At 65.3% G+C, this 25,063-nt stretch carries 23 protein-coding genes and 1 tRNA gene; 17 read left to right on the top strand and 7 right to left on the bottom strand.

Annotated elements, in window-relative coordinates; translation table 11 throughout:
* Together Q0877_RS12740 and Q0877_RS12735 are read left to right on the top strand one after the other, a co-directional pair.
* Positions 1-1,074 carry an LLM class flavin-dependent oxidoreductase gene (locus Q0877_RS12740; protein ID WP_299168342.1) on the top strand — a complete coding sequence of 358 codons (1,074 nt, stop codon included), beginning with the start codon at positions 1-3 and terminating at the stop codon, positions 1,072-1,074.
* A gap of 28 nt (positions 1,075-1,102) precedes the next feature.
* The gene (locus Q0877_RS12735; protein WP_299168340.1) at positions 1,103-3,022 is read left to right on the top strand and encodes an ABC transporter ATP-binding protein; all 1,920 of its coding nucleotides are present in this window, start codon (positions 1,103-1,105) and stop codon (positions 3,020-3,022) included.
* Positions 3,023-3,062: 40 nt separating this feature from the next.
* Here the strand turns inward: Q0877_RS12735 and Q0877_RS12730 are convergent, their stop codons facing one another.
* From Q0877_RS12730 to Q0877_RS12705, 6 genes are all read right to left on the bottom strand, one after another.
* Positions 3,063-3,704 (bottom strand): YitT family protein, encoded by a 642-nt coding sequence (locus tag Q0877_RS12730; RefSeq protein ID WP_299168338.1) that lies wholly within the window; start codon positions 3,702-3,704, stop codon positions 3,063-3,065.
* Between the two features lie 57 nt (positions 3,705-3,761).
* Positions 3,762-4,145, bottom strand: a complete 384-nt coding sequence (locus Q0877_RS12725) for a hypothetical protein (protein ID WP_299168336.1) — start codon at positions 4,143-4,145, stop codon at positions 3,762-3,764.
* Positions 4,142-5,359, bottom strand: coding sequence for a hypothetical protein (locus Q0877_RS12720; RefSeq protein WP_299168334.1), 1,218 nt, complete (start codon positions 5,357-5,359; stop codon positions 4,142-4,144). Before Q0877_RS12720 ends, Q0877_RS12725 begins: the two co-directional genes overlap by 4 nt.
* Positions 5,356-6,120 carry a hypothetical protein gene (locus Q0877_RS12715; RefSeq protein ID WP_299168331.1) on the bottom strand — a complete coding sequence of 255 codons (765 nt, stop codon included), beginning with the start codon at positions 6,118-6,120 and terminating at the stop codon, positions 5,356-5,358. Before Q0877_RS12715 ends, Q0877_RS12720 begins: the two co-directional genes overlap by 4 nt.
* Before the next feature lie 84 nt (positions 6,121-6,204).
* A tRNA-Arg gene (locus Q0877_RS12710) sits at positions 6,205-6,278 on the bottom strand.
* Positions 6,279-6,329: 51 nt separating this feature from the next.
* On the bottom strand, positions 6,330-6,941 hold the full coding sequence (locus Q0877_RS12705; RefSeq protein ID WP_299168329.1) for a hypothetical protein: 612 nt from the start codon (positions 6,939-6,941) through the stop codon (positions 6,330-6,332).
* A 161-nt stretch (positions 6,942-7,102) separates the two neighbouring features.
* Between Q0877_RS12705 and Q0877_RS12700 the strand changes: the two genes are divergently transcribed.
* The 9 genes from Q0877_RS12700 (at position 7,103) to Q0877_RS12660 (ending at position 18,004) form a co-directional block, all read left to right on the top strand.
* The gene (locus Q0877_RS12700; RefSeq protein WP_299168327.1) at positions 7,103-8,647 is read left to right on the top strand and encodes a sodium:alanine symporter family protein; all 1,545 of its coding nucleotides are present in this window, start codon (positions 7,103-7,105) and stop codon (positions 8,645-8,647) included.
* Positions 8,648-8,771: 124 nt separating this feature from the next.
* Positions 8,772-11,219, top strand: coding sequence for a DNA helicase PcrA (pcrA, locus tag Q0877_RS12695; RefSeq protein ID WP_299168325.1), 2,448 nt, complete (start codon positions 8,772-8,774; stop codon positions 11,217-11,219).
* Positions 11,220-11,328: 109 nt separating this feature from the next.
* Positions 11,329-11,919, top strand: coding sequence for a hypothetical protein (locus Q0877_RS12690; protein WP_299168323.1), 591 nt, complete (start codon positions 11,329-11,331; stop codon positions 11,917-11,919).
* Between the two features lie 151 nt (positions 11,920-12,070).
* The gene (gene sucC / locus Q0877_RS12685) at positions 12,071-13,240 is read left to right on the top strand and encodes an ADP-forming succinate--CoA ligase subunit beta (protein WP_299168321.1); all 1,170 of its coding nucleotides are present in this window, start codon (positions 12,071-12,073) and stop codon (positions 13,238-13,240) included.
* Positions 13,241-13,271: 31 nt separating this feature from the next.
* Positions 13,272-14,174, top strand: a complete 903-nt coding sequence (gene sucD / locus Q0877_RS12680; RefSeq protein WP_299168319.1) for a succinate--CoA ligase subunit alpha — start codon at positions 13,272-13,274, stop codon at positions 14,172-14,174.
* 207 nt (positions 14,175-14,381) lie between these two features.
* The gene (locus tag Q0877_RS12675; protein ID WP_299168317.1) at positions 14,382-15,005 is read left to right on the top strand and encodes a TetR/AcrR family transcriptional regulator; all 624 of its coding nucleotides are present in this window, start codon (positions 14,382-14,384) and stop codon (positions 15,003-15,005) included.
* Entirely contained in the window at positions 15,002-16,570 is a 1,569-nt protein-coding gene (locus Q0877_RS12670) for an MDR family MFS transporter (protein WP_299168315.1), read from the top strand. Before Q0877_RS12675 ends, Q0877_RS12670 begins: the two co-directional genes overlap by 4 nt.
* 14 nt (positions 16,571-16,584) lie before the next feature.
* On the top strand, positions 16,585-17,034 hold the full coding sequence (locus tag Q0877_RS12665) for an SRPBCC family protein (RefSeq protein WP_299168313.1): 450 nt from the start codon (positions 16,585-16,587) through the stop codon (positions 17,032-17,034).
* A 232-nt stretch (positions 17,035-17,266) separates the two neighbouring features.
* Complete coding sequence (locus Q0877_RS12660) at positions 17,267-18,004, top strand: sigma-70 family RNA polymerase sigma factor (protein ID WP_299168311.1); 738 nt, start codon at positions 17,267-17,269, stop codon at positions 18,002-18,004.
* Positions 18,005-18,010: 6 nt separating this feature from the next.
* On the opposite strand, the gene Q0877_RS12655 is transcribed toward Q0877_RS12660, so the two are convergent.
* Positions 18,011-18,976 carry a glycosyltransferase family 9 protein gene (locus tag Q0877_RS12655; RefSeq protein ID WP_299168308.1) on the bottom strand — a complete coding sequence of 322 codons (966 nt, stop codon included), beginning with the start codon at positions 18,974-18,976 and terminating at the stop codon, positions 18,011-18,013.
* Between the two features lie 107 nt (positions 18,977-19,083).
* On the opposite strand from Q0877_RS12655, the gene Q0877_RS12650 reads away from it, so the two are divergent.
* The 6 genes from Q0877_RS12650 to Q0877_RS12625 are packed head-to-tail and all read left to right on the top strand — an operon-like array spanning position 19,084 to position 25,057.
* A complete protein-coding gene (locus Q0877_RS12650; protein ID WP_299168307.1) occupies positions 19,084-19,608 on the top strand; it encodes an HAD-IIIA family hydrolase in 525 nt (174 codons plus the stop codon).
* Positions 19,605-20,666, top strand: a complete 1,062-nt coding sequence (locus tag Q0877_RS12645; RefSeq protein WP_299168306.1) for a glycosyltransferase family 9 protein — start codon at positions 19,605-19,607, stop codon at positions 20,664-20,666. The genes Q0877_RS12650 and Q0877_RS12645 overlap by 4 nt, the downstream gene beginning before the upstream one ends.
* Positions 20,663-21,664 (top strand): glycosyltransferase, encoded by a 1,002-nt coding sequence (locus Q0877_RS12640; protein ID WP_299168304.1) that lies wholly within the window; start codon positions 20,663-20,665, stop codon positions 21,662-21,664. Before Q0877_RS12645 ends, Q0877_RS12640 begins: the two co-directional genes overlap by 4 nt.
* Positions 21,661-22,977, top strand: a complete 1,317-nt coding sequence (locus Q0877_RS12635) for a glycosyltransferase (RefSeq protein WP_299168302.1) — start codon at positions 21,661-21,663, stop codon at positions 22,975-22,977. The genes Q0877_RS12640 and Q0877_RS12635 overlap by 4 nt, the downstream gene beginning before the upstream one ends.
* Entirely contained in the window at positions 22,974-23,660 is a 687-nt protein-coding gene (locus Q0877_RS12630; RefSeq protein ID WP_299168300.1) for an SIS domain-containing protein, read from the top strand. The genes Q0877_RS12635 and Q0877_RS12630 overlap by 4 nt, the downstream gene beginning before the upstream one ends.
* On the top strand, positions 23,657-25,057 hold the full coding sequence (locus tag Q0877_RS12625) for a PfkB family carbohydrate kinase (RefSeq protein WP_299168298.1): 1,401 nt from the start codon (positions 23,657-23,659) through the stop codon (positions 25,055-25,057). Before Q0877_RS12630 ends, Q0877_RS12625 begins: the two co-directional genes overlap by 4 nt.
* Positions 25,058-25,063: the final 6 nt, after the last annotated feature.

The following is a 25,063-nucleotide window of genomic DNA, read 5'->3' as shown; positions in this document are numbered from 1 at the left end:
ATGGAACTCGGCATCTTCAGCTTCGGCGACATCCACCCGAACCCCGTCACTGGCGAGCGGGTCTCGCCCGAACAGCGAATGGCCGACCTGCTGGAGCGTGCGCGCCTCGCCGACGAGGTGGGCCTGCACTATTTCGGTATCGGAGAGCACCACCGGCCGGACTATGCCGTGTCCTCTGTGGTGCCGGTTCTCGCAGCAGCTGCTGCGCAGACGAGCAAAATCCACGTTGGCTCAGCGGTAACGGTGCTCAGCACCGAAGACCCCGTCCGCGTCTTTCAGCAGTTCGCCACCCTCGACCTGCTTTCCGGCGGCCGCGCGGAACTGACCGCAGGCAGGGGCTCCTTCATCGAGTCCTACCCGCTGTTCGGCGCTGCCCTCGAGGACTATGACGCACTTTACGAGGAAAAGATCGACCTCCTCCTACGCCTTGATGCCGAGGAGCGCCTGACGTGGTCCGGGCGCTTCCGCCCACCGCTTCAGGACGCGCTCATTCTGCCCCGGCCGGCCCGCGGGCAACTCGATATCTGGATCGCGACCGGTGGCACACCCACATCGTCCGTTCGTGCTGCGCGCCTCGGAAGGCCGGTCATCTATGCGCTCCTGGGTGGCGCCGTCGACAATTTCGCCCAGCACGCTGCCCTGTACCGTGAACAGTTCAACACGGACGGGGGAGCAGCACCGCGGGTGGGTGTGAGCGGGGTAGGGCTGATCCTGCGTAACGGGGCAAGGGAAGCGTTCCGTCCACACTGGCTGGACAGCATGACGCGTATCTCGGCGGAGCGCGGGTTCCCCAAGCCCAGCGGAGTCACCTACAACATGCAGGCTGCGCGGACCGGCGCCCTCTATGTCGGAACGGCCGAGGAAGTGGCGGAGAAGATTGTGCTTACGCATGCCGCCATGGGTCATGGCCGGCACATCCTGCAACTCGACTTCTCATCGGTGCCTCAGGCCCGGGTCCTGGAGTCGATTGAACTGTTGGGTACGCAGGTGCTGCCGCTCGTTCAGGACGCCCTCGGTGTACAGCCCAACCGGGACCCGGACCTGCGGACCGAAACTGTCCGCGGCGGGTCCTAAGCTTGAAGTCCACTAGCTGGAGGCATTCATGAGCATGGAAGGCGCGGCCTGGAGTTCCCTGTACCGGATCTCCTCCGCCAAGAACGGCAGCAACAAATTCTCAAAGGAAACGCTGAAGCGGATCCTGTCCTTCGCTGTGCCTTACCGGGTGAAACTGGTGCTCTTCATTGCGCTGTCGGTCGTGTCCGCGTTCCTTGCAGTCGCCACGCCGGTTCTGGCCGGGCAGGTTGTCAACGCCATCATCGCTGAAGCGGCGGTGCAGACCATCGTGTGGCTCGCCGTCGTCATCGCGATCGTGGCTGTAGCTGACACCGGTGTGGGACTGCTGACGCGCTGGTACTCCGCGCGGATCGGCGAGGGCGTGATCCTGGATCTGCGGACGGCAGTCTTCGACCATGTCCAGAAAATGCCCATCGCGTTCTTCACACGAACCCGCACCGGCGCTCTGGTGAGCAGGCTGAACAATGACGTGATCGGCGCCCAGCAGGCCTTCAGCGGCACCCTGTCCGGCGTGGTGAGCAATCTCGTGGCGCTGATTCTTACCCTGATCGTCATGCTGAGCACGTCGGTGCTGGTCACCGTGCTCGCAATCATCATGCTGCCCATCTTCCTGCTGCCGGCGCGCCGGATGGGCAGCAGGCTCGCGTCGCTGCGGCGGGAGGCCGCGGACTACAACTCCACCATGAGCACCCAGATGACCGAGCGGTTCTCCGCTCCGGGCGCCACCCTGGTGAAGCTGTTCGGACGCCCCGATGAAGAATCGGAGGAGTTCCGTGTCCGTGCTGCCCGGGTGCGGGATATCGGTGTCCGTACGGCCATGCTGCAGTTCGTGTTCTTCTCCGCGCTGATGCTCGTCTCCGCACTCGCCCTCGCCCTCGTTTACGGTCTTGGCGGCAGCCTGGCGCTCGGCGGCGCGCTGGACACCGGTGAAGTGGTGACGCTGGCGCTGCTGCTGACCCGCCTTTACGCGCCCCTGACCTCCCTCGCCAACGCGCGGGTGGAGATCATGAGCGCTCTGGTGAGCTTCGAGCGCGTCTTCGAGGTGCTCGACCTCGACCCGCTCATCAAGGAAAAGCCGGACGCCGAGGACATCCCGGGCGGACCGGTTGCCGTGGAGTTCGACGACGTCCGCTTCGCCTATCCCTCTGCGGACAAGGTCTCTTTGGCTTCCCTGGAGGAGGTCTCAACACTGGACACCCGTGGCGGTGAGGAGGTTCTGCACGGCGTCAGCTTCCGGATTGAGCCCGGGCAGACCGTCGCGCTGGTGGGGACCTCGGGTGCAGGCAAATCCACCATTGCCCAGTTGCTCGCCAGGCTGTATGACGTGGATTCCGGTGCTGTCCGCATCGGCGGAAAGGACGTTCGCGATACAACCTTCGAGTCGCTGCGGCACACCCTTGGCATGGTGACCCAGGACGGCCACCTGTTCCACGAGACAATCGCCTCCAACCTCAGGCTGGCGCGCCCAGGGGCAACCGACGGAGAGCTCTGGGACGCGGTTCGGCGAGCGCGGCTGGAGACACTGATCCAGTCGCTTCCTGACCAGCTGGACACCATGGTGGGTGAACGCGGTTACCGGCTTTCCGGAGGGGAAAGGCAGCGCATGACCATCGCGCGGCTCCTCCTCGCACAGCCCCGCGTCGTGATTCTTGATGAGGCTACCGCTGCCCTTGATTCCACGTCCGAAGCTGCCGTTCAGGCGGCGCTCACCGAGGCGCTGCAGGGGCGAACGGCGCTGGTTATCGCCCACCGGTTGTCCACCATCCGGAGCGCGGACCAGATCCTGGTCGTCGAGGACGGTCGCATCGCCGAGCGTGGCACGCATGAGGAACTCCTTGCGGCGGGCGGGCGGTATGACGAACTGCACCGTACGCAGTTCGCGGTTCAGAAGTCCGTTGCACCGGATGAGCCGGCAGAAGCCCTCACGGGGTCAGGGACCGGAGCCTGATTCGCAGTGGCAGCGGGGATCGGTAGGGGTCTGCGAGCAGTTACTGAGCCAGTCCCGATGGTGCGGCCTGGCCGTCCAGCCGGGGTTCGTCCGGCTTCTCCGGGATGTGGAGCCGCGGCAGCGTCAAGTTGACCAGCGGCCCCACGAAGAGGGCAAAAGCTACAGTTCCCACGCCCACTGTTCCGCCCAGAATCCAGCCGATGCCGAGGACCGACAGTTCGATACCCGTGCGCACTGCCCAGATGGGTAAGCCCCAGCGGCGGTGGATCCCGGTCATGAGCCCGTCACGCGGTCCCGGACCCATGCGCGCACCGATATAGAGACCGGTGGCCACAGCGAGAAGAAGCAGCCCGCCGGTGAAGAGGAGAATCTGGACCCAAAGCACGGTCTGCTGCGGAATGACCGCAAGGCCCACCTCGGCGCTCGGCCCAACCAGGAGAACGTTGAGCACCGTTCCAACTCCCGGCTTTTGGCGGATCGGAATCCAGAGGAGCAGTACGGCAAGCCCAATGAGGTTGGTGGTCAGGCCGAAGGGGATCCCGCTCTGCAGCGACACTCCCTGACCCAGAACATCCCACGGAGAAACGCCGATGCCCGCGCGGATCATCATGCCGATCGAAAACCCGTAGAGAAAGAGGCCGACGAGAAGCTGCACAATGCGCCGCAGAAGGAGAAGGGACATGTTCCCAGTATCGGCTACGCATGGTCCGCAGCCGGCAGCGATTACGTCCGTAGGGATCTAGCTGAGCCCGTAGTGCCGCCGGATATCGCCCAGTGTCCGCAGGACTGTTCCGAGGTCACCGGGCGTGAGGAAGGTTGAACGGTCCTGCGAATACACCACGTAGTTCAACGACGTTTCATCACCGGTGACGGTGCTTTCGATGAACGCCCGGAGGGAATCGTCCAGAACACGTTGCAGCTCGGTGCTGTCATTGGTGTCGGCGACAATCTCGATGTCGGCGGAATCACCGACGCCGCCGTGGCTGGCGTAGTCGACGCTGACCTCTGCGACTCCATCGATGGATGAGATTGCCTGCTCGTACTTGCCAACGGGGGAGGAGGACCCGCAAGCGGACAGTGTGGCGGACAGCAGGACCGAAGAAAGTATCAGGGCCGGTTTCATGGGTGCCTCCTCTCCACGGGAACGTCGTCCTGGTGCTGGAAGGCGATGACACCGATCTCCGTCGGGAGCGCCGTTGCATCAATGGGAGAGCCGAAAGTCATCACGTTGGTGACGTTGTACTGCTCCGTGAAAGCGGAGTCGGTTGTCAGGGCAGCGGCGGTCATGCCGCCCTGCGAATGGCCGGAGAGCATCACCGGCGCACCCGGCTCGATCCCAGCCCGTTCCATTGCGAGCGCGACCGACGCCGTCGCGGTCGAGAGCTGACCCGATGCCGTCACCAGGTTTCCGGTCAGATCTGCCGCAGTGCCGGAGGTCAAGGGACTCCACGATTGGGTTCCCGGGATGTCGACAATGTAGGCGGGGCCGTCGTCGTTCATTACGCGCGTGACGCGGACCGCTCCGTCCGGTGTCGATGAGCTGCCGCCGTCGTCGTAGGCCTGTGCCGTATTGAGTGCGATCGCGCCCAGATCGGTGGGCAGCACGGTGGGACGGTGGCCGCTGACTTCCGGTACCATGCCGTCGCGGGAGACGCCGACCGGAATCGGGTCTCCAGCCCACGGAGTCCCATCGTCGAGGAGCCGGGGCGCCAGCTGTCCAAGGGAACTGGCAGTGAGACTGAGATCCACTGTTCCCGCCCAAAGGAGAGAGGAAGATGCTGCCAGTTCCATCAACGAGGGCGGGTTCCCGCCAACCCAGCCATCCAGTAGCGCGGCGAGATGCCCGGAGCCGGCTGAGACCTCGCTGAAAGACCGGGTGATGTTGCCGTACCCCAGTTCTGCCCGCTCGCCGATCCACCCGGCCCAGTTCCCCGTCGAGTCGGTGACCCAATCAGCGCCGCCGGCTACCCAGTCCAGGCCGTCGGCAAGCCAGCCGTCGTCGTGTCCGTCCGCTGGTTTGACCGGGGGAGGAGTTTGGGCTGGGGAAGGAGCGGCGGCGCCAGCGGTGTCGGTTGCGCTGGTTCCCTCCTGGGCATCGGCGTTGTCCGCCGCAACCAGGGCTGCCTGCCGCAACTGCCCGGCGATGCGCAGCAGCGTGACGCGGTGCCTGCCCGTCCAATCCGAGCGAAACGAGTCGGCGTCATTGCCCTGCCAGGGAAGAACTGAAATCTGTCCGGCAACCTGCAGACCGAGTAGCTCCAGCTCCCCGGCCGCAGACTCAAGGGAGCGGGCAAGCTGACGGACCTGATGCGGGTCCATCCCGAGGAGCTGGTTCATGCGCTCGCGGCTGCTCCCGCAAGAAACTCATAGGAACCGGCAAGGGCGAAGACTATTTCCCTAGCCACATGGCCCGCGCGCTGCGGTGTCAGGAGTAGGGCGCCGTCAGTGGTGCGTACTGAATAGAGCGTGCCCTGGCTGACTGACCAGCGACCGGCCCAGACCTGCCGGCTCTCCCCGGAACGGGTGGTCATCGCTGCGCTCAGAATCGCCTCTTCCGGAACGACGGCGGCTGCCTCCGAAGGCGTAAGCGGCATGTGCACAACGTTGTCGCCGGCATCCGTGCGTGCGAGAACAGCGTCAGCCCGCAGCTCAGCGAGCGGTGGAAGCACGCGGCTGACGGCACCCCAGATATGTTCGGTGTCGAAGAGAGCCACCTCAAGGGACGGCTCATGGCCGGTGGTCCGGATGCCGCCGTCGTCGTCCGTTTCTATGGTGCTGCGGCGGTGTACGCACACTCCGCGGTTTCCCGTGATTGTGAAGTCGGTGTTTGCACCTACCCCGTTGTAGGCGGCGGACAGGCGGAGGAGGGTGACCGGCGAGAGGACCTCCCGCAGGGGCTCACACCATCGCGGCGTCAATTCAGTACCGGCTGCAACGCCCAAACGGTTCAGCTCGGCCCAGGCAGCTTCGCGTACCGGTCCGTCCAGCTCATCGGTATGGCCCGGCTGGATACCCGAAACAGAGCTGAGTGCGAGCGCCCAGGCGGCCGGTGAAACCCGGATGACGTGAGACGGCGGTGGCACACTTGAAGATGGCACGGTTGAAAGAATCCCCATTCTGTCAAGCTAATGCAGCTTGGGGAGCAGTGCCATGGGGAGGTATACCCATGTGGACAACGGTTGTGCCCCTGGCCGGAATCGAACCGACGACCTTCCCTTTAGGAGAGGGACGCTCTATCCTACTGAGCTACAGAGGCGGGTGCTGCGGGCACCATCAGCGCCGCAAGCGGTACCAGCTTACATTCTTCTCAAGCTCGGGGGCGCATGCTCCCGGACCGCGCGCTACGGGGCAGCAGCACCGCAATCAGGCCCGCCGCGCAACTCAGTGCGAACAGCACCCAGCGGGCGACGGTGAGTGCGGAGGCAAGGGCGACTGAACCGGCGTCCGGCCCGGAAAGAACTGAGTCGATGGCAACGTTTTCCCACAGATCCACCACCACAAAGAGGAGCACCGGGCTCCACAGCAGCCAGCGCAGCCAGCGCCGGGAAACGTTGAGTTGAACCAGCAGGAGCCAGGCCAGTCCGAAGAGCAGCGGGAAGAGCGTGCCCGCTGTCTTGTGCACGTAGCTCAACTGGCCCAGGGCCGCCGTGTCCATGGCGGCGCGCAGCTGGTCGACGTAGGCGGCGTTGTACCCGCCGAAGAGCATGTCCGGCATGCTCAGCCCGCCGGAGAGCTGGGTCATCTGGGACAGCGTGAGCAGATGGAAGTACCAGAACAGGAAGAGAGCCGCGGCGACTGCCGGAATGAGGATCAGGTTGCCGTTATGGCGGGGCGGTGCAGGGCGGTCAGCCGGCGATAGCGGCACCCCAGCCGCCGCAGGTCCGTGCTTGCGTGCGATCTGTGCCTTCGTTTTGCCCATGGCTTCAATGCTAGACCGTTACCATGCAGCACCAGGTCCTGAAAAACCAGCCTGATTTCGATCTCGTTTTGATAAAGATAAGTTTCGAAACCAGTCTGTGATTGCAATCACAGCGGAAATTAGGGTTTGTTTAACGGATGGCTATAAACCAAGTACTACCCATGTCTACGGTCGCGGATCAGGTGGGATGGCTCGCAGCCATCGAAGACGCCATTGACGCCGTCTTCGAACCTGTCGCCACCTGGTTCGCCGCGATTGTCTTCGTCCCGATCACCATCGGCGATGTGAGCTTTCCGGTGGTGGTCGCGTGGCTCATCGCTGCGGCTGTCATCTTCACTATCTACTTCGGCTTCATCCAGTTCCGCGGACTGAAGGTTGCCTACGAGGTGATTCGCGGGCGTTACTCGTCCAAGGATGACCCGGGAGAAGTTCCACACTTCCAGGCCCTGACCTCGGCATTGTCCGGGACGGTCGGGCTTGGCAATATCGCCGGTGTCGGCGCAGCAATGGCGCTGGGCGGGCCCGGTGCAACGTTCTGGATGATCCTGGCCGGCCTCCTCGGGATGTGCACCAAGTTTGCGGAGTGCACGCTCGGCGTGAAGTACCGGGAGGTGCACGAGGACGGCACTGTCTCCGGTGGGCCCTTCAAATACCTGCCGGTGGCTTTCAAGAAGTTCGGCAAGTGGCCGGCCAAGATCCTGACCGGCATTTTCGCCGTCGCAATCCTGATCTTCGGTGTTGCCGGCGGCAACATGTTCCAGGCCAACCAGACGTTCGCTCAGGTTCAGGAAGTAACCGGCGGCACTGACGGCTTCCTCGGAAACGCCGGCGCGGCGCTGATCTTCGGTTTGATCCTCGCCGGTCTGGTGGGCGCAGTGATTCTTGGTGGGATTAAGTCCATCGGCGCCACGACCAGCAAGCTTGTACCCGCCATGGCGATCATCTACGTCACGGCCTGCCTGTTCGTCATCATCGTGAACATCGGGCAGGTTCCCGCCGCATTTGCCTCCATCATCGAAGGCGCCTTCAACCCGCAGGGCCTCGCCGGCGGCATTGTCGGTGTCATGATCGTGGGCTTCCAGCGTGCAGCGTTCTCCAACGAGGCAGGCCTCGGATCCGCGGCCATTGCCCACTCGGCAGTCAAGACCCGCCGCCCCGTCAGTGAAGGCTTCGTGGCACTGTTCGAGCCGCTTGTCGACACAGTCCTGATCTGCACCATGACCGCACTGACGATCATCATCGCCGGTGCGCCAAGCCTCCAGGCCGGTATCGACCAGGTACAGGAGACCGGCGTCGCACCTGACGGCGTCATCCTCACCTCGGATGCCTTCGCCACGGTGATCGAATGGTTCCCGATCGTCCTTGCCATCGCGGTGGCGCTGTTCGCGTTCTCGACTCTGATCACCTGGTCCTACTACGGACTCAAGGCCTGGGAGTACCTCTTCGGCCGCGGCAAGACCTCCGAGATTGTGTACAAGGTCATCTTCCTGTTCTTCACTGTGACCGGTTGCGTCCTGACCTTCGGCCAGGTCCTCAGCTTCGCGGACTCTGCACTCTTCGTCTGCGCATTCGTCAACCTGCTGGGCGTTTACATGCTCCTGCCGGTGATCAAGCGGGAGATGAAGGCTTACCTCGCTGACCGCAAGAGCGGCAAGCTGCTGGACCTCGGCATTGAGCCTGAGGACCGGGAAGCTGCCGCGAAGTAACCCTCCTGTCCATTCGAGATAGTGCCCGCCGGGTCCTCGACCCGGCGGGCACTGCCATGCTCAGAGCCACCACGATGGACGCGGACCGGTTCTGTCGGTGCCAGCGCCTAGACTTGAAGGCACCATGGACTTGCTTTTTCACCCGCACCTCAGCACACCCACCGCAGGAAGGCGCGGCGCGCCGTCGTCGTCCTCGCCTGATGTAGCGGAGCATCCGCGGCGCGGCGGCCACGCTGATGAAGCACGCGCCCGGGAATTGCTCGCCGGAATGAATCCGCAGCAGGAAGAGGCGGTCAAGCACAGCGGCTCGCCCCTGCTCATCGTCGCCGGAGCCGGCTCGGGAAAGACCAGGGTGCTCAGCCACCGGATTGCTTTCCTGTTGGCAACGGGACGGTCCCATCCCGGCCAGATCCTGGCCATCACCTTCACCAACAAGGCTGCCGCGGAGATGCGTGAGCGCATCGGGGCACTGGTGGGTGACGTCGCGAAGCGCATGTGGATCTCCACCTTCCACTCGTCCTGCGTGCGCATCCTGCGCCGTGAGGCGGCGTCGATCGGCCTGAATTCGAACTTCTCAATCTACGATTCGGCAGACACCCTTCGACTGGTCACGCTCGTCGCAAAGGGGCTGGACCTCGATCCCAAGCGCTTTGCGCCGAAGGCCATCCAGCACAAGATCTCGGCGCTGAAGAACGAGTTGATTGACGAGGAAGAGTACGCCTCCACTGCCAATTACTCCGATCCGTTCGAGCAAGCTGTCGCGGAGGTCTACAAGGGGTACGCGCAGCGCCTTCGCCAGGCCAATGCCATGGATTTCGATGACCTCATAGCGCAGACGGTCTTCATGTTCCGCGCATTTCCCGGTGTGGCTGATTACTACCGTCGGCGGTTCCGGCATGTGCTCGTTGATGAGTACCAGGACACCAACCACGCGCAGTATGCGCTGGTCCGCGAGATCGTCGGTGTTGCGGGGGAGAACGTCGAGGAGCCGGCCGAGCTGACGGTGGTGGGCGATTCCGACCAGTCCATCTATGCGTTCCGCGGTGCGGACGTCCGGAACATCGTGGAATTCGAGAAGGATTACCCGAACGCGCGCACCATTCTGCTTGAGCAGAACTACCGCTCCACGCAGAACATCCTGAACGCCGCCAACGCCGTGATCTCCCGCAACCCCAACCGGCCGGAGAAGCGGCTGTGGACGGCCGAGGGCAACGGTGAGAAGATCATCGGCTACGTCGGTGAGAACGAACATGAGGAAGCACGCTTCATCGCTGACGAGATTGACCGGCTGCAGGACGAGGAGAACCTGCGCCCCGGTGACGTCGCCGTGTTCTACCGGACCAACGCACAATCACGCTCCATCGAGGAAATCCTGATGCGCGTCGGCCTGCCCTACAAGGTGGTCGGCGGCACGCGCTTCTATGAACGCAAGGAAATCAAGGACGCGCTTGCCTACCTCCGCGTGCTGGTCAACCAGGACGACGTCGTCAACCTCCGCCGCATTCTCAACGAACCCAAGCGCGGCATCGGAGATCGGGCCGAGTACGCCATTGCCGCGCTCGCCGAACGGGACCGGGTCAGCTTCATGGAAGCCCTTCGCCGGGCCGACGAGGCGCCGGGCATGGCCACACGTTCGGTCAACGCGGTTGCGTCGTTCGTGAAGCTTATTGATGATCTCGCAGAGGTAGCGGCAGGATCGGGTGCCTCGGCAGCCCTCGAAGCGGTCCTCGAGCAGACGGGGTACCTCGCACAGCTGCGGACCAGCACCGATCCACAGGATGAATCCCGGGTCGAGAACCTTGCGGAGCTGGTCGCGGTGGTTCGTGAATACGAGATCGAGAACCCCGAGGGCACGCTGGGTGACTTCCTCGAGCAGGTGTCGCTGGTGGCTGACGCGGATCAGATCCCCGATGCTCCGGCCGGCGCTGGAGAGGATGTTGAGAAGGCAGTCGAGGAAGCGCGGAGGCAGGGCGTCGTCACGCTCATGACTCTGCATACGGCCAAGGGCCTCGAGTTCCCGGTAGTCTTCCTGACCGGCATGGAACAGGGAATCTTCCCGCACCAGCGTTCAGCGACGGACCCCAAGGAACTCGCAGAGGAACGCCGATTGGCCTATGTGGGCCTGACCCGGGCACGGAAGCGGTTGTACATCACCCGCTCAGAGGTGCGCAGCCTATGGGGGCAGAGTCAGTACAACCCGGCCAGCCAATTCGTCGGTGAGGTTCCGGAAGAGCTGATCCATTGGAAGCGCGAGGGCGCAGCCAAGCCCGCATGGAGCAGCGGGCAGAGCATCAGCGGACCCCGGTTCAGCGGCTCCTACTGGGGTGCCGGTGCGGCCTCTTCGGGCAACGACGCCGGTCGGGGGCTTCCCGGCAAGGCAGCCGGCAGGGTGCAACCGCAGAAGGAAGTCGTCGCCGTCTCCGCGGGAGACAAGGTCAACCACACGACGTTCGGTAACGGCACCGTCCTCGCGGTCGAGGGCGGTGGGGACAAAATGGTAGCCAAGGTGCGATTCGACATCGGGGAGAAGCGACTGCTCCTCCGGTACGCGCCGTTGACCAAGGTCGGGTAGGGCAGGGGTGTTGCCCGCCGGATCGGGTGTGCCGCGGCGCGTCCGGAGACGTGCCGCCGTCGTCGGCTTTGCGGTCCTTTGCAGTGCTGTTGCGACAGGATGCGTGCAGGTGCCGGTGAACAATTCGGCGCCGAGCGTTGCCCCGGATCTGGCGTCCGCACAGGAACTCGCGGCCATGCCGGAACTGCCGGTATCTGAACTGCAAACTGGAAGCGCGGACGTTATTGCCTTCCTCACCGAAAACCGGAACACCTATTGCGCCATCACCACGGAGCAGGGCGGAATCATCAACTCACCGGTGGACCCGCTGCTTTCGGGCGGGCAGCGGGATGACACGGTGCTGGAGGTGCCGGCCGTTTACTGCGAGCTGGCGCGCTATCCGGAACCGGCGGAAGCTACGAACAACTGTCACGGAACCGATCTCGGGTTCAAGGGCGGCACGGTGCTGCTCAGCACGGACGGCGTCTCCTACGGAGGGTGCCGCATCGGAATGACCCTGATGGAAGCCGAACTGGGCCCCGGTGCCGCAAGCAGCGAAGGCGCGCTCACCCGGCTGCCTGTTCTCGAGGACGGGGTGGCCGTTGAACTGAACGGGTTCCGTTGCGGCAGCGCGGATCGCGGTCTCATCTGTGTTGAGTCCGAGACCGGCCAGGGGTTCGTGGCGTCGGCGGATACGTTCGAAACCGTCGCTCCGGGATAGGGCGGTGAACGGTAACTGACCGGGTTACTTTTCTACAACTCATAGAACTGTGTGCTTACTCACGAAACCGCTAGTCTGTAAAAGGCGCTCCGAGCCAAGGGACTAGAGTTCCCTGTGTAAACCTACTTCGACGTAGAAGGACACTAGATAAGTGGACCTGTTTGAATATCAGGCGCGCGATCTATTTGAGGCTCACGGCGTTCCCGTGCTGGCCGGCATCGTGGCGCAGACCCCGGAAGAAGCAAAAGCAGCAGCCGAGAAGATTGGCGGCGTTGTTGTCGTCAAGGCTCAGGTCAAGGTTGGCGGCCGCGGCAAAGCCGGCGGCGTCAAGGTAGCCAAGACCCCGGATGAGGCTTACGAGCACGCATCCGCAATTCTCGGCATGGATATCAAGGGCCACACAGTCCACAAGGTGATGATCGCCCAGGGCGCAGACATCGCTGAGGAGTACTACTTCTCCGTACTGCTGGACCGGGCAAACCGCAATTACCTTGCCATGTGCTCGGTTGAGGGCGGCATGGAAATCGAGCAGCTCGCCGTTGAGCGGCCCGAAGCCCTGGCCCGGATTGCCGTTGACCCGGCAACAGGCATTGACCGCGCCAAGGCTGACGAGATCATCGACGCCGCCGGTTTTGCACCTGAACTCCGCGAAGGCGTGGCGAACACCATCCTCAAGCTGTGGGACGTCTTCACCAAGGAAGACGCCACCCTGGTCGAGGTGAACCCGCTGGTCAAGACCGGTTCGGGGGACATCCTCGCCCTTGACGGCAAGGTCACGCTCGACGAGAACGCTGACTTCCGCCAGAAGGGCCACGCCGAACTCGAGGACAAGGACTCCACGGATCCGCTGGAGGCCAAGGCCAAGGAAAATGACCTCAACTACGTCAAGCTCGACGGCGAAGTGGGCATCATCGGTAACGGTGCAGGCCTGGTCATGTCCACGCTCGACGTCGTTGCTTACGCCGGCGAAGCGCATGGCAATGTGAAGCCCGCCAACTTCCTGGACATCGGCGGTGGAGCCTCTGCTGCGGTCATGGCTGCCGGGCTGGACGTCATCCTGAATGACAGCCAGGTCAAGAGCGTCTTCGTGAACGTCTTCGGCGGAATCACCGCCTGCGACGCCGTAGCGAACGGCATCGTCAAGGCGCTGGAGATCCTCGGTGACAAGGAGAACAAGCCACTCGTGGTGCGCCTTGACGGCAACAACGTCGAAGAGGGCCGCCGCATCCTCGCCGAGGCCAACCATCCAATGGTCACCCTCGCCGACACCATGGACGAAGGCGCCGACAAGGCTGCCGAGCTCGCACACGCCGCTCGCTGACCGGTCGAGACTCCAGGACTAAGGAACACACATGTCTATCTTTCTGAATAAAGACTCCAAGGTGATCGTCCAGGGCATCACCGGCGGCGAGGGCACCAAGCACACCGCACTCATGCTGAAGGCGGGAACGCAGGTTGTTGGCGGCGTCAACGCCCGCAAGGCCGGCACCACCGTCACACACGGCGAAACCACGCTGCCTGTTTTTGGCACGGTGAAGGAAGCCATCGCCGAGACCGGCGCTGACGTCTCCATCATCTTCGTCCCGCCGGCGTTCACCAAGGACGCCGTCGTCGAAGCGATCGACGCCGGAATCGGCCTCGTTGTCATCATCACCGAGGGCGTCCCCGTTCAGGACTCCGCGGAGTTCTGGGCGCTGGCGAAGTCCCGCGTGGATGAGAACGGCAAGCAGATCACCCGCATCATCGGGCCCAACTGCCCGGGCATCATCACGCCCGGCGAAGCGCTGGTCGGCATCACCCCGGCGAACATCACCGGCAAGGGCGGTGTTGGTCTGGTCTCCAAGTCCGGCACGCTGACCTACCAGATGATGTACGAGCTGCGTGACCTCGGTTTCTCCACCGCCATCGGCATCGGCGGCGACCCGGTCATCGGCACCACGCACATCGACGCACTCGAGGCATTCGAAGCGGATCCCGAGACCAAGGCGATTGTCATGATCGGCGAAATCGGCGGTGACGCCGAAGAGCGCGCGGCCGAGTTCATCAAGGCCAACGTGACCAAGCCGGTTGTCGGCTACGTTGCCGGCTTCACCGCGCCCGAGGGCAAAACCATGGGCCACGCCGGTGCAATCGTGTCAGGTTCGGCAGGCACTGCCCAGGCGAAGAAGGAGGCCCTCGAGGCCGCCGGCGTCAAGGTCGGGAAGACCCCGTCCGAGACTGCCCGCCTGCTGCGTGAGGTGTACGAGGCGCTCTAGGGGCCTCACCTCGTAGCCGTACGACGGCGGTCGTCGCCTTCCTTCCGGAAGGCGGCGGCCGTCGTCGTCGTTTAACGCCTCGTTGTGGAGTGAGATCAACCTTCCGGAAGCTCCATGCCCTGGTTATCCGCGCACCAGCGATGGAAGGGGTTGCAGGACTGCAAGCTTGCAGTTGTGCAAAAATCCGCGTCATGCCACAATAGTTCGGTGAGTCAACTACTTTCGCTGCGGGAACGCAAGCGCACCGAAACCTGGGCTGCACTGCATGACGCCGCCACCCGGCTTACGCTCGAGAAAGGGCCGGAAGCTGTCACGGTCGAGCAGATCGCCGCCAGCGCCAACGTCTCACCCCGGACGTTCTTCAATTACTTCAGCACCAAGGAAGACGCCATTCTCGGGCTGCAGGAACCGAGCATCAGCGACCGGCTGCTCGAGAATTTCTCTCCCGAGCGTGACTTGCTGGAGCAGGTATCCCGGCTACTGATCGCCGTCGTGCATTCCACTGAGGGCGGTGAACGGGAGGCGAGCCGCCGCGTTGAGGTGCTGACGGCATATCCCTTCCTGCGCCAGCGCCGCTATGCCTACTTTGTGCGCGTGGAGCAGCTCGTCAGGGACGTCGTCGCTGCCGCGCTCACCGATTCCGGACGCTGGCAGGCCGCGCTCAGCCGAAACTCCGCACAGGACGTGGCACGCATGATCGTCCTTGTTGCGGGCGCCCCTATGCGCTATGCAATGCAGCAGTCAGCTGATTCACCCACGATAGAAAACCAGATCCACGCACTCGACGGCGCCACCGCGCTGCTTCGGGAAGTTCTTGAGGAAATTCGATGACCAGTACCGCCCCCCGCAAGGAGTCAGGCCTGCTCCTGCTCTTTGTCGGCCTGATGCTTTCCATGCTCCTGGCCGCCCTGAACCAGATGATCCTCAGCACTGCGCTGCCCACGATCGTCGGCGAGCTCAACGGCGTCGACCAGATGCTCTGGGTGATCACCGCCTACATCCTCGCGGCCACCATCGTCATGCCGATCTACGGCAAGCTGGGCGACCTGATCGGGCGCAAGAACCTGCTGCTGTTCGCCGTTGCCATCTTCATGGCCGGATCCATCGTCGGAGGCCTCGCGCCGAACATGGAGTGGCTCATCGCCGGCCGCGCTGTCCAGGGTCTCGGCGGTGGTGGGCTGATGATCCTCTCCCAGGCGATCATTGCCGACGTCGTTCCCGCCCGTGAGCGCGGAAAATACATGGGCGCCATGGGCGGTGTGTTCGCCTTTGCCTCAGTCGCCGGCCCGCTGCTGGGCGGCTGGTTCACCGAGGGGCCCGGCTGGCGCTGGATGTTCTGGATCAACATGCCGCTGGGTGTACTGGCCATCGTTGTGGTGCTCTTCTTCCTTCACCTGCCGGCGCGTGAGCGGGTGCATCCCCACGTCGACGTGGCCGGTATGGTGCTGCTCGCTATTGCGACGACGTCGCTCGTTCTGGTCGGCACGTGGGGCGGTACCGAGTATGAGTGGGTGTCGGCGCCGATCCTCGGCCTGTTCACCCTGGCCGTGGTCACGGCGGTGCTGTTCGTCGGCGTCGAGCGCCGGGCGAAGGAGCCGATCCTGCCGATGAGCCTGTTCCGTGAGCGGAACTTCGTCCTCACAACCTCGGGCGGGCTGCTCATCGGCGTCACCATGTTCGGCGCGATCGGCTACCTTCCCACCTACCTGCAGATGGTCACCGGAGCGAGCGCCACGAACGCCGGGCTGCTCATGATCCCGATGATGGGTGCACTTATCCTGACTTCCACCGGGTCAGGCATCCTGGTCAGCAAGACCGGCCGCTACAAGTGGATGCCGATTGTAGGTTCGATCGGAGTCACCATTGCGCTGCTGCTGCTCTCCACCATCACCCCGACGACGCCGGTGTGGATGATCTGCGTCTACATTGCCATCATGGGCGCCGGGCTGGGCCTCAGCATGCAGATCCTGGTGCTGATCGTGCAGAACACGTTCCCCAACCGCGTGGTCGGCACCGCGACCGCCTCGAACAACTACTTCCGCCAGATCGGGGCAACCCTGGGCTCGGCAGTTGTGGGCAGCCTCTTCACTGCGCGGGTATCGGAGTTGCTGCTGGAGCGGCTACCTGCGGGCGGGACGGCCCTGGACGGCGGCGCCAACTCGCTTACGCCGGAACTGGTCAGCGCACTGCCGGAGGCTCTGCAGTCACCCATCATCCAGTCGTATAACGACGCCCTCACCCCGCTGTTCCTCTACATGGCTCCGCTGGGCGTGCTCGCTGCGATCCTCCTCGCGTTCGTCCACGAGAAGGCACTCTCCACCGTCATTGAGCGGGATACCAGGATGGAGCGCGAGGCGGGCATTCCTCCCGAGCCGGCGGAGCCGCTCACCCGGTGATGGAGAATGAACGCATGGCTAACCCTTACCTCATCAGTCGTGAACGGTTCATCCCCGCTCCGGCCTCCGCTATCTTCGACGTCCTCGCCACACCCGCGCTGCACAGCGTGATCGACGGCTCCGGCACAGTCACCGGCGAGCAGCCCAACGGTCCGCAGCGGCTCTCCGCCGGTGCCCGTTTCGGCATGGACATGAAAATCGGCGCACCCTACAAAATCCTCAACATAGTCGTCGAATTTGAGGAGGGCAAGCAGATTGCCTGGCGTCATTTCTCCCGCCATATCTGGCGGTACACCCTCCGCGAGCACGACGGCGGCACTCTGGTGACGGAGGAATGGGATGCCCGGGCGGTGCCCGCCAAGCCTGTACTGAAACTGCTCGGATTCACCAGGAAGCACCCTGCAGCCATTGAGCGGACTCTTGAGAACCTCGAATCATACGTCGTCGGGCAGCGCAACCCCTAGAGCTTGGAGGAGAAGTAGTCAATACCCCAGCCGAGAAACGATGAGAAGATTTTTCAGATAACGATTTGATAAATACGTTGCTTTACTCAGCATGCTTATGTTCTTCTGAGGAAGAACCGCCCCGTGTCTTCGAACCAGAGGTGAAAACATGCGTCCAGCCGTCAAAAACCGTAGTGTCAGCGCCCGTGACGTCCCGCCATGCCAGCGACGAACCGGCAGGCTGCAGGCCGCAATGCAGGAGGAAATCGCACTCGAGCACCTTCATATCGCCGAAGCCATCGCCAGGGGATTTTCCCCGTTCGCCAAGGACGCCGCGGATGTCCGGCAAGTTGCCTACCTGGGCCTGATGAAGGCGGCGCGGCGCTTCGACCCGGAGCTCGGCACGGACTTCGTTGCCTATGCGGTGCCGACCATACGCGGCGAGGTCAAGCGGTACCTACGGGACTGCTGCTGGATGATCAGGCCGCCCCGGGAACTGCAGGACCTGAAATCCGCCGCTCTGAAGGCGGACTCCGAACTCGCCCAGCGCCTGGGCCGGAAGCCCTCCCTTGCGGAGCTGTCCTCACATCTTGAGAAGGACCCGGAGACCGTCGCGGAAGCCCTGACCTGCGGCGGAAGCCAGCGCCCTGAATCGCTGGACGAGTCCGCGGACGGAGTGCGGTGGGCGGAGATCCTGCCGGCTGAAGACGATCAGTTTGCCCGCAGCGACGATGTGCTGGCGCTGCGCACCGCGGTGCATGAGCTTTCCGCGGATGAGAAGGAACTGCTGTACCGGCGGTACTTCCACGAGGAAACCCAGGACCGCATTGCCCGTCGGCTGGGAATGACGCAAATGCAGGTCTCGCGGCTTCTTTCCCGGACGCTCGTGAAGCTGCAGAAAAGGCTCCTCGACGACGCCGGTGTCCACCGCACGGATACGGCGCCGACACTTCGGAGAAGGGAAGCGGGAGCAGCGGCCGGCATCGCGTGAACCGGTTCAGTTCCAGATCCCCAGCTCCGCCGCGGCTCGCAGGACGTCCCCGGGCGTGACTGCGAGGATGGCCGGGTCGGGCTCGGTGGCGAACGTTTCACCGCGGCGCCTTGATTCGTCGGTGAGGACAATGTGCGGGCCGGGAGGCGGCCCCCATTCCGCCACCGGAGCGGGCCCGAACAGGACTACCGACGGTCGGGCATATGCCGATGCGAGGTGCGCGGCCCCCGTATCCGCCGAGATCACGAGCGCAGCCGAGGAAACCAGGGCTGCAAACTCAAGCAACCCGAGCTGCCCCGCCACGACGCACTCCGCTGGAAGCCCGGCCGTCTGCGCCACTGCTTCGGCCCGGGGCCGCTCACCTGCACTGCCCGTCAGCAGCACCTGATGCCCCGCTGCCGAGAGGGAGCGGGCGACGTCGGCAAACCGCTTGACCGGCCACAGCCTGCTTCCGTAGGCCGCGCCGACATGGATCACGACGGCGCCGCGTGCCGGGCTTTCGACCGGCGGAGGAAGCAGGCGGCAATCCGCCGGATCAGCCTCAATGCCGTGTGCACTGACCAGCCGCGCCCACCGGTACCTTTCGTGGACCCCGTCCTCCCACTGGGGCCCCGACCAGCCCGGCGCCCGGTGCCCGATCCGACGGCTGGCCTCCAGCGCCTCGAGCCTGCCACGGCTTTCAACCCCGTTTCCGTGCAGGTTCACCGCAACGTCCACCCTGCCCGCACGCAGCGCCAGCGGCTCATCCAGCCCGTGGGTGGGCAGGAGCGCGTCCACTGCACCGGTCAGCCCGACGATCGGCTCAAGCCAGGACTGCGCAGCGTACAGGATGCGGTGGTCCGGAAAGGCGCGGCGCAACCCGCGCAGCGCCGGCACCGCCACCAGTAGATCTCCCAGTTTCAAGGCACGCAGCGCCAGGACCTCGGGGCGTCCATCCGGCTCGAGTGCTTCCACGACGGTGTCAGGCAACATGAAATTATCCTGCCAGAAGCAGCGCGCACGCGGCGGTGATCACAGTCGGGAAGAAGTTCTCCACCGAGAAGTGTTTAGGTTCCCCGTTCGGAGGGAACTGTGCCTGTATGAGAAGCGAGCCCAAAGCCGTCTTCCTCGACAGGGACGGCACCATCGTGGTCGACGTGCCCTACAACGGCGACCCGGAGCAGGTTGTCGCCATGCCGGGAGCGCGAAAGACGCTCGACGCGCTTCGCGCCGCAGGAATGCCGCTGGGCGTGCTCACCAACCAGTCCGGCATAGCCCGCGGGCTGCTCACCCATGATCAGGTGGAAGCGGTCAATAAGCGGGTCGAGAACGTGCTGGGCCCGTTCGATGTCTGGGAGATCTGCCCCCACGGGCCAAGCGACGGCTGCAACTGCCGCAAGCCAGCGCCAGGCATGATCCTGCGGGCCTGCAAGAAACTGGGGCTGAACCCGCAGGACGTTGCCTTCATCGGTGACATCGGTCCTGACGTCGAGGCTGCCGCCGCCGCCGGAGCCATCGGCGTCCTCGTTCCCACGCCTGTAACCCGGCAGGAGGAGATCGACGCCGCACCGCTGGTGGCAGCCACTCTCGCCGACGCGGTAGCTCTCCTGCAAGGCGCCGCATGACCGGCCGTGTTCTGGTTGCGCGGCTGGACAGCGTGGGTGACGTGCTCCTGTCCGGGCCAGCGGTCCGCGCGGTGGCGGCCAGCTACCCTGACGGCGTCGTGATGCTGTGCGGTCCGCAGGGGGCGCCGGGAGCGGAACTGCTTCCCGGGATCAGCGGCGTGATCGTCTGGGAAAGTCCCTGGATTACAGCGCCGGCACCGCAGGTCACTGCTGCACATCTGGACACTCTCCAGGATGCGGTGAAGCAGGCGGGCATCACCGAAGCCGTCGTCCTGACCTCCTTCCACCAGTCGCCCCTGCCGCTGGCGCTGCTGCTGCGCGTTGCCGGTGTCCGGCGGATCGCCGGCGCCTCCGTTGACTACGCGGGCAGCCTCCTGGACGTTCGGCTCAAACCGGGGGAAGACTTTCCCGAGGACCAGCCGGAGGCTGAACGGGCGCTGCAGATTGCCGCTGCCGCCGGCCATCACCTGCCCGACGGCGACGACGGCAGCCTCCGTTTGCGTGACGTTCCCGACGTGGCGCACCTGGTGGGCGACGAACCGTACGTGGTTCTCCACCCTGGTGCTGCCGTCCCTGCCCGGGCCTGGCCGCCGCTGCACCATGCTGCGCTCGCCGAGCTCCTGATCGGCGCCGGCTACCGCGTGGTGGTTACCGGAGGGAGCAGCGAGCGCGAACTGACGGCCACCGTTGCCGGCCCCGATGGGATCGACCTTGGCGGGCAAACGGACCTGCGCACCATGGCGGGCGTGCTCGCCGCCGCTGACGCCGTCGTCGTCGGAAATACCGGCCCGGCGCACCTGGCCGCCGCGGTGGGCACGCCGGTGGTCAGCCTGTTTTCGCCGGTAGTGCCGGCGGTCCGGTGGGCACCGTACCGGGTGCCGGTAGAGCTTCTGGGGAACCAGAATGCGCCGTGCAAACTCACGAGGGCCCGTGAGTGCCCGGTGCCCGGGCACCCCTGTCTTGCCGATGTCAGCCCGGAGGAAACCTTTGCCGCCGTGGAGCGGCTGATTTCCGGTGTCCCGTCCCTGGCCAGTAGAAGAGAAACGAGGAGCGCATGAGGATACTGCTCTGGCATGTACACGGCGGGTGGACTGATGCATTTGTGCGCGGTCCGCACGAGTACCTGCTCCCCACCTTCCCTGAAGGCGGGCCATGGGGCCTCGGACGCGCCGGTCGGGACTGGCCCGGCTCCGTCCGTGAAGTGGCGCCGCAGGACCTGCGCGAGGCGGAGCCCGACGTCGTCGTCCTGCAGCGGCTCGAAGAGCTCGAAGAGGTTGAGCGGCTGCTCGGCCGCCGGCCCGGACGCGACATTCCCGCGGTCTTCCTCGAGCACAATACCCCCAAGGGCGACATCCCGACGACGCTGCACCCGCTCGCCGGGCAGAGCGAGATTCCGATCGTCCACGTCACTCACTTCAACCGGATCTTCTGGGATAACGGCATGGCGCCCACCATGGTGATCGAGCACGGCATCGTCGATCCCGGAATGCTCTACACCGGGGAACTTGCGCGCGCAGCGGTGGTGGTCAACGAGCCGGTACGGCGCGGACGGGTGACCGGTACCGACCTCCTTCCGCAGTTCGCGCGCGCTGCGCCCCTCGACGTCTTCGGCATGGGCACAGCTGAGCTGCGCAATGCCCTCGGGCTGGGAGCCGACGCGTTCACCAGCTGCGGTGACCTGCCGACGGCGACCCTTCACGCGGAGCTTGCCCGTCGCCGGCTGTACCTCCACCCGCTGCGGTGGACCTCCCTCGGACTGGCGCTGCTGGAGGCCATGCATCTGGGCATGCCCGTGCTTGCGCTGGCCACCACCGAGGCGTCCCGCGCAGTTCCTCCGGAGGCGGGCGCTATCTCCACCGACGTCGACGAGCTGTGCGCGGTGGCGCGGCTGCTGATGGAGGATCCGGCGGAAGCGCGTGCCCGCGGACGGGTGGCGCGGGAGGTTGCGCTGGAGCGCTACGGCCTGCCGGCGTTCCTTCAGGCCTGGGATGAGGTGCTGGGAAGGATCACCGAGCGAACGCGGATTCTGGCAGTTGTTGAAAGGAGACCACAATGAGGATTTCCATGGTGTCGGAGCACGCGAGTCCGCTCGCAGCGCTCGGTGGAGTGGACGCCGGAGGGCAGAATGTGCACGTTGCCGCCCTGTCCCAGGCGCTCGCCCGGCGCGGGCACAGCATCACCGTCTATACCCGGAGGGACAGCACCGACCTGCCCGAGCGGGTGCAGGCGGGGCCCGGCCTCGAAGTAGTGCACATCGACGCCGGTCCGCCCGCTGCCATTTCCAAGGACGAGCTGCTTCCCTATATGGGAGGGCTCGCCGACGGCATCGCCGCAGACTGGGGCGCCTGCCCGCCGGATCTGGTGCACGGTCACTTCTGGATGTCAGGGCTGGCGGCATTGGACGCTGCCCGCCGCGAGGACGTGGGCTATGCCGTCCCCGTAGTTCAGACCTTCCACGCACTCGGGACCGTCAAGCGGCGCCACCAGGGCGCGGAAGACACGAGTCCGCTGGAACGCGCCTGGCTGGAGCCTTCGGTGGGCAGGCAGGTGGACCGCGTCATTGCGACCTGCTCCGACGAGGTGTTCGAGTTGAAGGCGATGGGAGTGGACGGCACCCGCGTTTCAGTGGCGCCGTGCGGTGTGGACCTGACGCTGTTCGGAGCGGAAGGCCCCGCAGCCCCGCGCCGCCGGGCGCACCGAATCATGAGCGTCGGGCGCCTGGTTCCCCGCAAGGGCGTCGACCTGGTGATCCGCGCGCTGCGGATGCTCGCGGACAGCGGAGCGGACGACGTCGAACTGGTCATCGCCGGCGGCGGAGGCGACGCCAAGCGACTCGAGGAAGACCCGGAAGCGCGGCGCCTGCTGGCGTTGGCCGCGGAGCTGGGCGTCGCGGACCGCGTGCTCCTGGCAGGCCAGGTGCCGCGCGAAGCAATGCCGGAACTGCTGCGCAGCGCAGACGCCGTAATCTGTGCCCCCTGGTATGAACCTTTCGGCATTGTTCCCCTTGAGGCGATGGCCTGCGGCGTTCCGGTCATTGCCACCGCTGTAGGAGGGCTGATCGACACCGTCGTCGACGGCCAGACCGGCTTGCACGTGCCGCCACGGGACGTGGATGCGCTCGCCGATGCAGTCCGCCAGGTCATCGAGAATCCGCAGGCCGCGAAAGAGCTCGGAAGGGCCGGCCTTGCCCGCGTCCATGCGCGCTACTCCTGGGACCGCATTGCCGCCGACACCGAGAAGGCCTACCAGCTCACCCTCAATGAGGCGAGCGGACACCGGCAGCCCCGTCGCAGGAGTGCACGGTCCGGGCAGGCCGCAAGAATTCCACAAGCTTCCCATCTCCAAAGCACCGGAAGGAGCGCACAATGAGCGCCGAATACCTTGCCACCGTCCGGCACGGACGCAGGCAGCCGCTGATTGCGGTTCCGCCGCGTCCCGATCCCGCGCCCGCCCCCGCGTCCGGAGCGCTCGACGCCGTCCTGGGGCACCTGCAGCAGGTGCTGCCCGCCGTGGAATCCCTCATGGCTTCCGCGGCACACCTTGCCGAGTGGGGCGTGGATCTCGCCGACCGGCTCATGGCCGGGCAGCGGCTGCTCGCCGCCGGCAACGGTGGTTCGGCCGCCGAAGCGCAGCACCTCACCGCGGAGCTGGTGGGCCGGTTCGACGGCGACCGCGAGGCGTTCTCCGCGATCTCCCTCCACGCGGAGACCTCCTCGGTTACCGCGATCGCCAATGATTACGGCTACGAGAACATGTTTGCCCGCCAAGTGCAGGGGCACGGACGCCAGGGCGATGTCCTCCTGCTCCTGAGTACCAGCGGAAACAGCCCCAACCTCCTTCGCGCGGCTGATGCTGCGCGGAAAATCGGCGTCACGAGCTGGGCTCTCACCGGCCCCGGCCCCAACCCGCTGACAGCCGTGTGCGATGACCATGTGGCTGTGGACGCCCGCTCGGCCAATGCGCAGGAGGGCCACCTCATTGCGCTGCACGCCATCTGCAGGGCATTCGATTCCGAAGTAGCACGGCGCCGGGCGGGGGAGGCTGGATCGTGAAGATCGTCGTAGTGGGCGATGTACTCCTTGATGTGGACCTTGCCGGGGAGGCCAGCCGCTTGAGCCCCGACGCGCCGGTTCCCGTGGTCGACGTCGCTGCCGCCAGGCGGCGGGCCGGCGGCGCAGGACTGGTGGCGCGCATGCTGCACCAGGATGTGCAGAACGGCAGGCAGGGAACCGCTCTTGAGCTCGTCACCGTCCTGTCCGACGACGACGCCGCCTCCACTCTGCGCGCGCAGCTCGCCGGCATTTCGCTGATCACCGGACCTTCGGGAGCGCCGACGCCGGTGAAGACACGAATTCGGGCCGGCAGCCAGGCGGTTGTGCGCTTCGATGAAGGCTGCGGCGAAGCGCCGGTGCCGGCCGTAACGGATGAGATGCTGCGCGCCGTGGAAACTGCCGACGTCGTCCTGGTCTCCGACTATGGGCGCGGTCTCGCCGCCAACGTTCAGCTGCGGGAGTTGCTGGAGCGGGTCGCAGCCCGCACGCCGGTCGTGTGGGATCCCCATCCCTCCGGGCCGGGCCCGGTTCCGGGCGTTGCAGCCGTCACCCCCAACCTCAGCGAGGCGCTCAAGGCGTCCGGGTCAGCACCGGGCGGCGGGGGCGAGGTCGTGCGTGCAGCAGCCGACGCCGCTGCGGTGCTGGAGCAACGGTGGAAGAGTGCTGCGGTCATTGTGACGCTGGGGGAGTGCGGTGCGCTCATTCACCGTCGGGGAGGAAGTGCAGAGCTGCCGCATCTGGTTCCGGCACCCGCGATCGGCGCGACGGACCCCTGCGGTGCCGGCGACCGCTTCTGTTCAGCCCTTGCCCTGGAACTCGGCGCAGGCGCGGCACTGGAAGAGGCAACGCAGACTGCGGTCCAGCGGGCCGCAGACTTCCTCAGCCGCGGGGGTGTGTCAGCTCTTGGGGCGGATCCGGAGCCGACCCAGCTTCACGGTCCGGCGGTGGACGCGCTGCGGGTGGCGCGCGAAACCCGGGAAGCCGGGGGCACCGTGGTGGCGACCGGTGGCTGCTTTGACCTGCTGCATGCCGGACATGCCCGCACACTGTCTGCGGCGCGCCGCCTGGGGGACTGCCTGATCGTCTGCCTGAACTCGGATGAGTCGGTCCGCCGGCTCAAGGGGCCGCAGCGGCCGATCATGACCGAGGACGACCGGGCCGAACTGCTGGGCGCCCTCGAGTGCGTGGACGCAGTCTTCGTCTTCGGCGAAGACACCCCGGAAGAGGCGCTGGCCGCCCTGCGGCCCGACATCTGGGTCAAAGGCGGCGACTACTCCGCCACTGAGCTTCCCGAAGCCGCGCTCCTGCGCAGCTGGGGCGGGCAAACCGTCACCGTGCCTTATATACCGGCCCGATCAACCACGTCCCTGGCCTCGGCGCTCGCCGAGGTCGGGTAACCAACT

Source organism: uncultured Arthrobacter sp., from assembly GCF_947495145.1.
Classification (GTDB): Bacteria; Actinomycetota; Actinomycetes; order Actinomycetales; family Micrococcaceae; genus Arthrobacter_D.
The sequence above is the reverse complement of the archived record's forward strand: the minus strand, read 5'-3'. Positions and strand labels throughout refer to the sequence as shown.

Bases quoted from the DNA above. Each gene is read 5' to 3' on its own strand.
- Q0877_RS12740 (WP_299168342.1), top strand. From the start codon at position 1: ATGGAACTCGGCATCTTCAGCTTCGGCGACATCCACCCGAACCCCGTC.
- Q0877_RS12735 (WP_299168340.1), top strand. From the start codon at position 1,103: ATGAGCATGGAAGGCGCGGCCTGGAGTTCCCTGTACCGGATCTCCTCC.
- Q0877_RS12730 (WP_299168338.1), bottom strand. From the start codon at position 3,704: ATGTCCCTTCTCCTTCTGCGGCGCATTGTGCAGCTTCTCGTCGGCCTC.
- Q0877_RS12725 (WP_299168336.1), bottom strand. From the start codon at position 4,145: ATGAAACCGGCCCTGATACTTTCTTCGGTCCTGCTGTCCGCCACACTG.
- Q0877_RS12720 (WP_299168334.1), bottom strand. From the start codon at position 5,359: ATGAACCAGCTCCTCGGGATGGACCCGCATCAGGTCCGTCAGCTTGCC.
- Q0877_RS12705 (WP_299168329.1), bottom strand. From the start codon at position 6,941: ATGGGCAAAACGAAGGCACAGATCGCACGCAAGCACGGACCTGCGGCG.
- Q0877_RS12700 (WP_299168327.1), top strand. From the start codon at position 7,103: ATGTCTACGGTCGCGGATCAGGTGGGATGGCTCGCAGCCATCGAAGAC.
- pcrA (WP_299168325.1), top strand. From the start codon at position 8,772: ATGGACTTGCTTTTTCACCCGCACCTCAGCACACCCACCGCAGGAAGG.
- sucD (WP_299168319.1), top strand. From the start codon at position 13,272: ATGTCTATCTTTCTGAATAAAGACTCCAAGGTGATCGTCCAGGGCATC.
- Q0877_RS12670 (WP_299168315.1), top strand. From the start codon at position 15,002: ATGACCAGTACCGCCCCCCGCAAGGAGTCAGGCCTGCTCCTGCTCTTT.
- Q0877_RS12665 (WP_299168313.1), top strand. From the start codon at position 16,585: ATGGCTAACCCTTACCTCATCAGTCGTGAACGGTTCATCCCCGCTCCG.
- Q0877_RS12660 (WP_299168311.1), top strand. From the start codon at position 17,267: ATGCAGGAGGAAATCGCACTCGAGCACCTTCATATCGCCGAAGCCATC.
- Q0877_RS12655 (WP_299168308.1), bottom strand. From the start codon at position 18,976: ATGTTGCCTGACACCGTCGTGGAAGCACTCGAGCCGGATGGACGCCCC.
- Q0877_RS12650 (WP_299168307.1), top strand. From the start codon at position 19,084: ATGAGAAGCGAGCCCAAAGCCGTCTTCCTCGACAGGGACGGCACCATC.
- Q0877_RS12645 (WP_299168306.1), top strand. From the start codon at position 19,605: ATGACCGGCCGTGTTCTGGTTGCGCGGCTGGACAGCGTGGGTGACGTG.
- Q0877_RS12640 (WP_299168304.1), top strand. From the start codon at position 20,663: ATGAGGATACTGCTCTGGCATGTACACGGCGGGTGGACTGATGCATTT.
- Q0877_RS12635 (WP_299168302.1), top strand. From the start codon at position 21,661: ATGAGGATTTCCATGGTGTCGGAGCACGCGAGTCCGCTCGCAGCGCTC.
- Q0877_RS12630 (WP_299168300.1), top strand. From the start codon at position 22,974: ATGAGCGCCGAATACCTTGCCACCGTCCGGCACGGACGCAGGCAGCCG.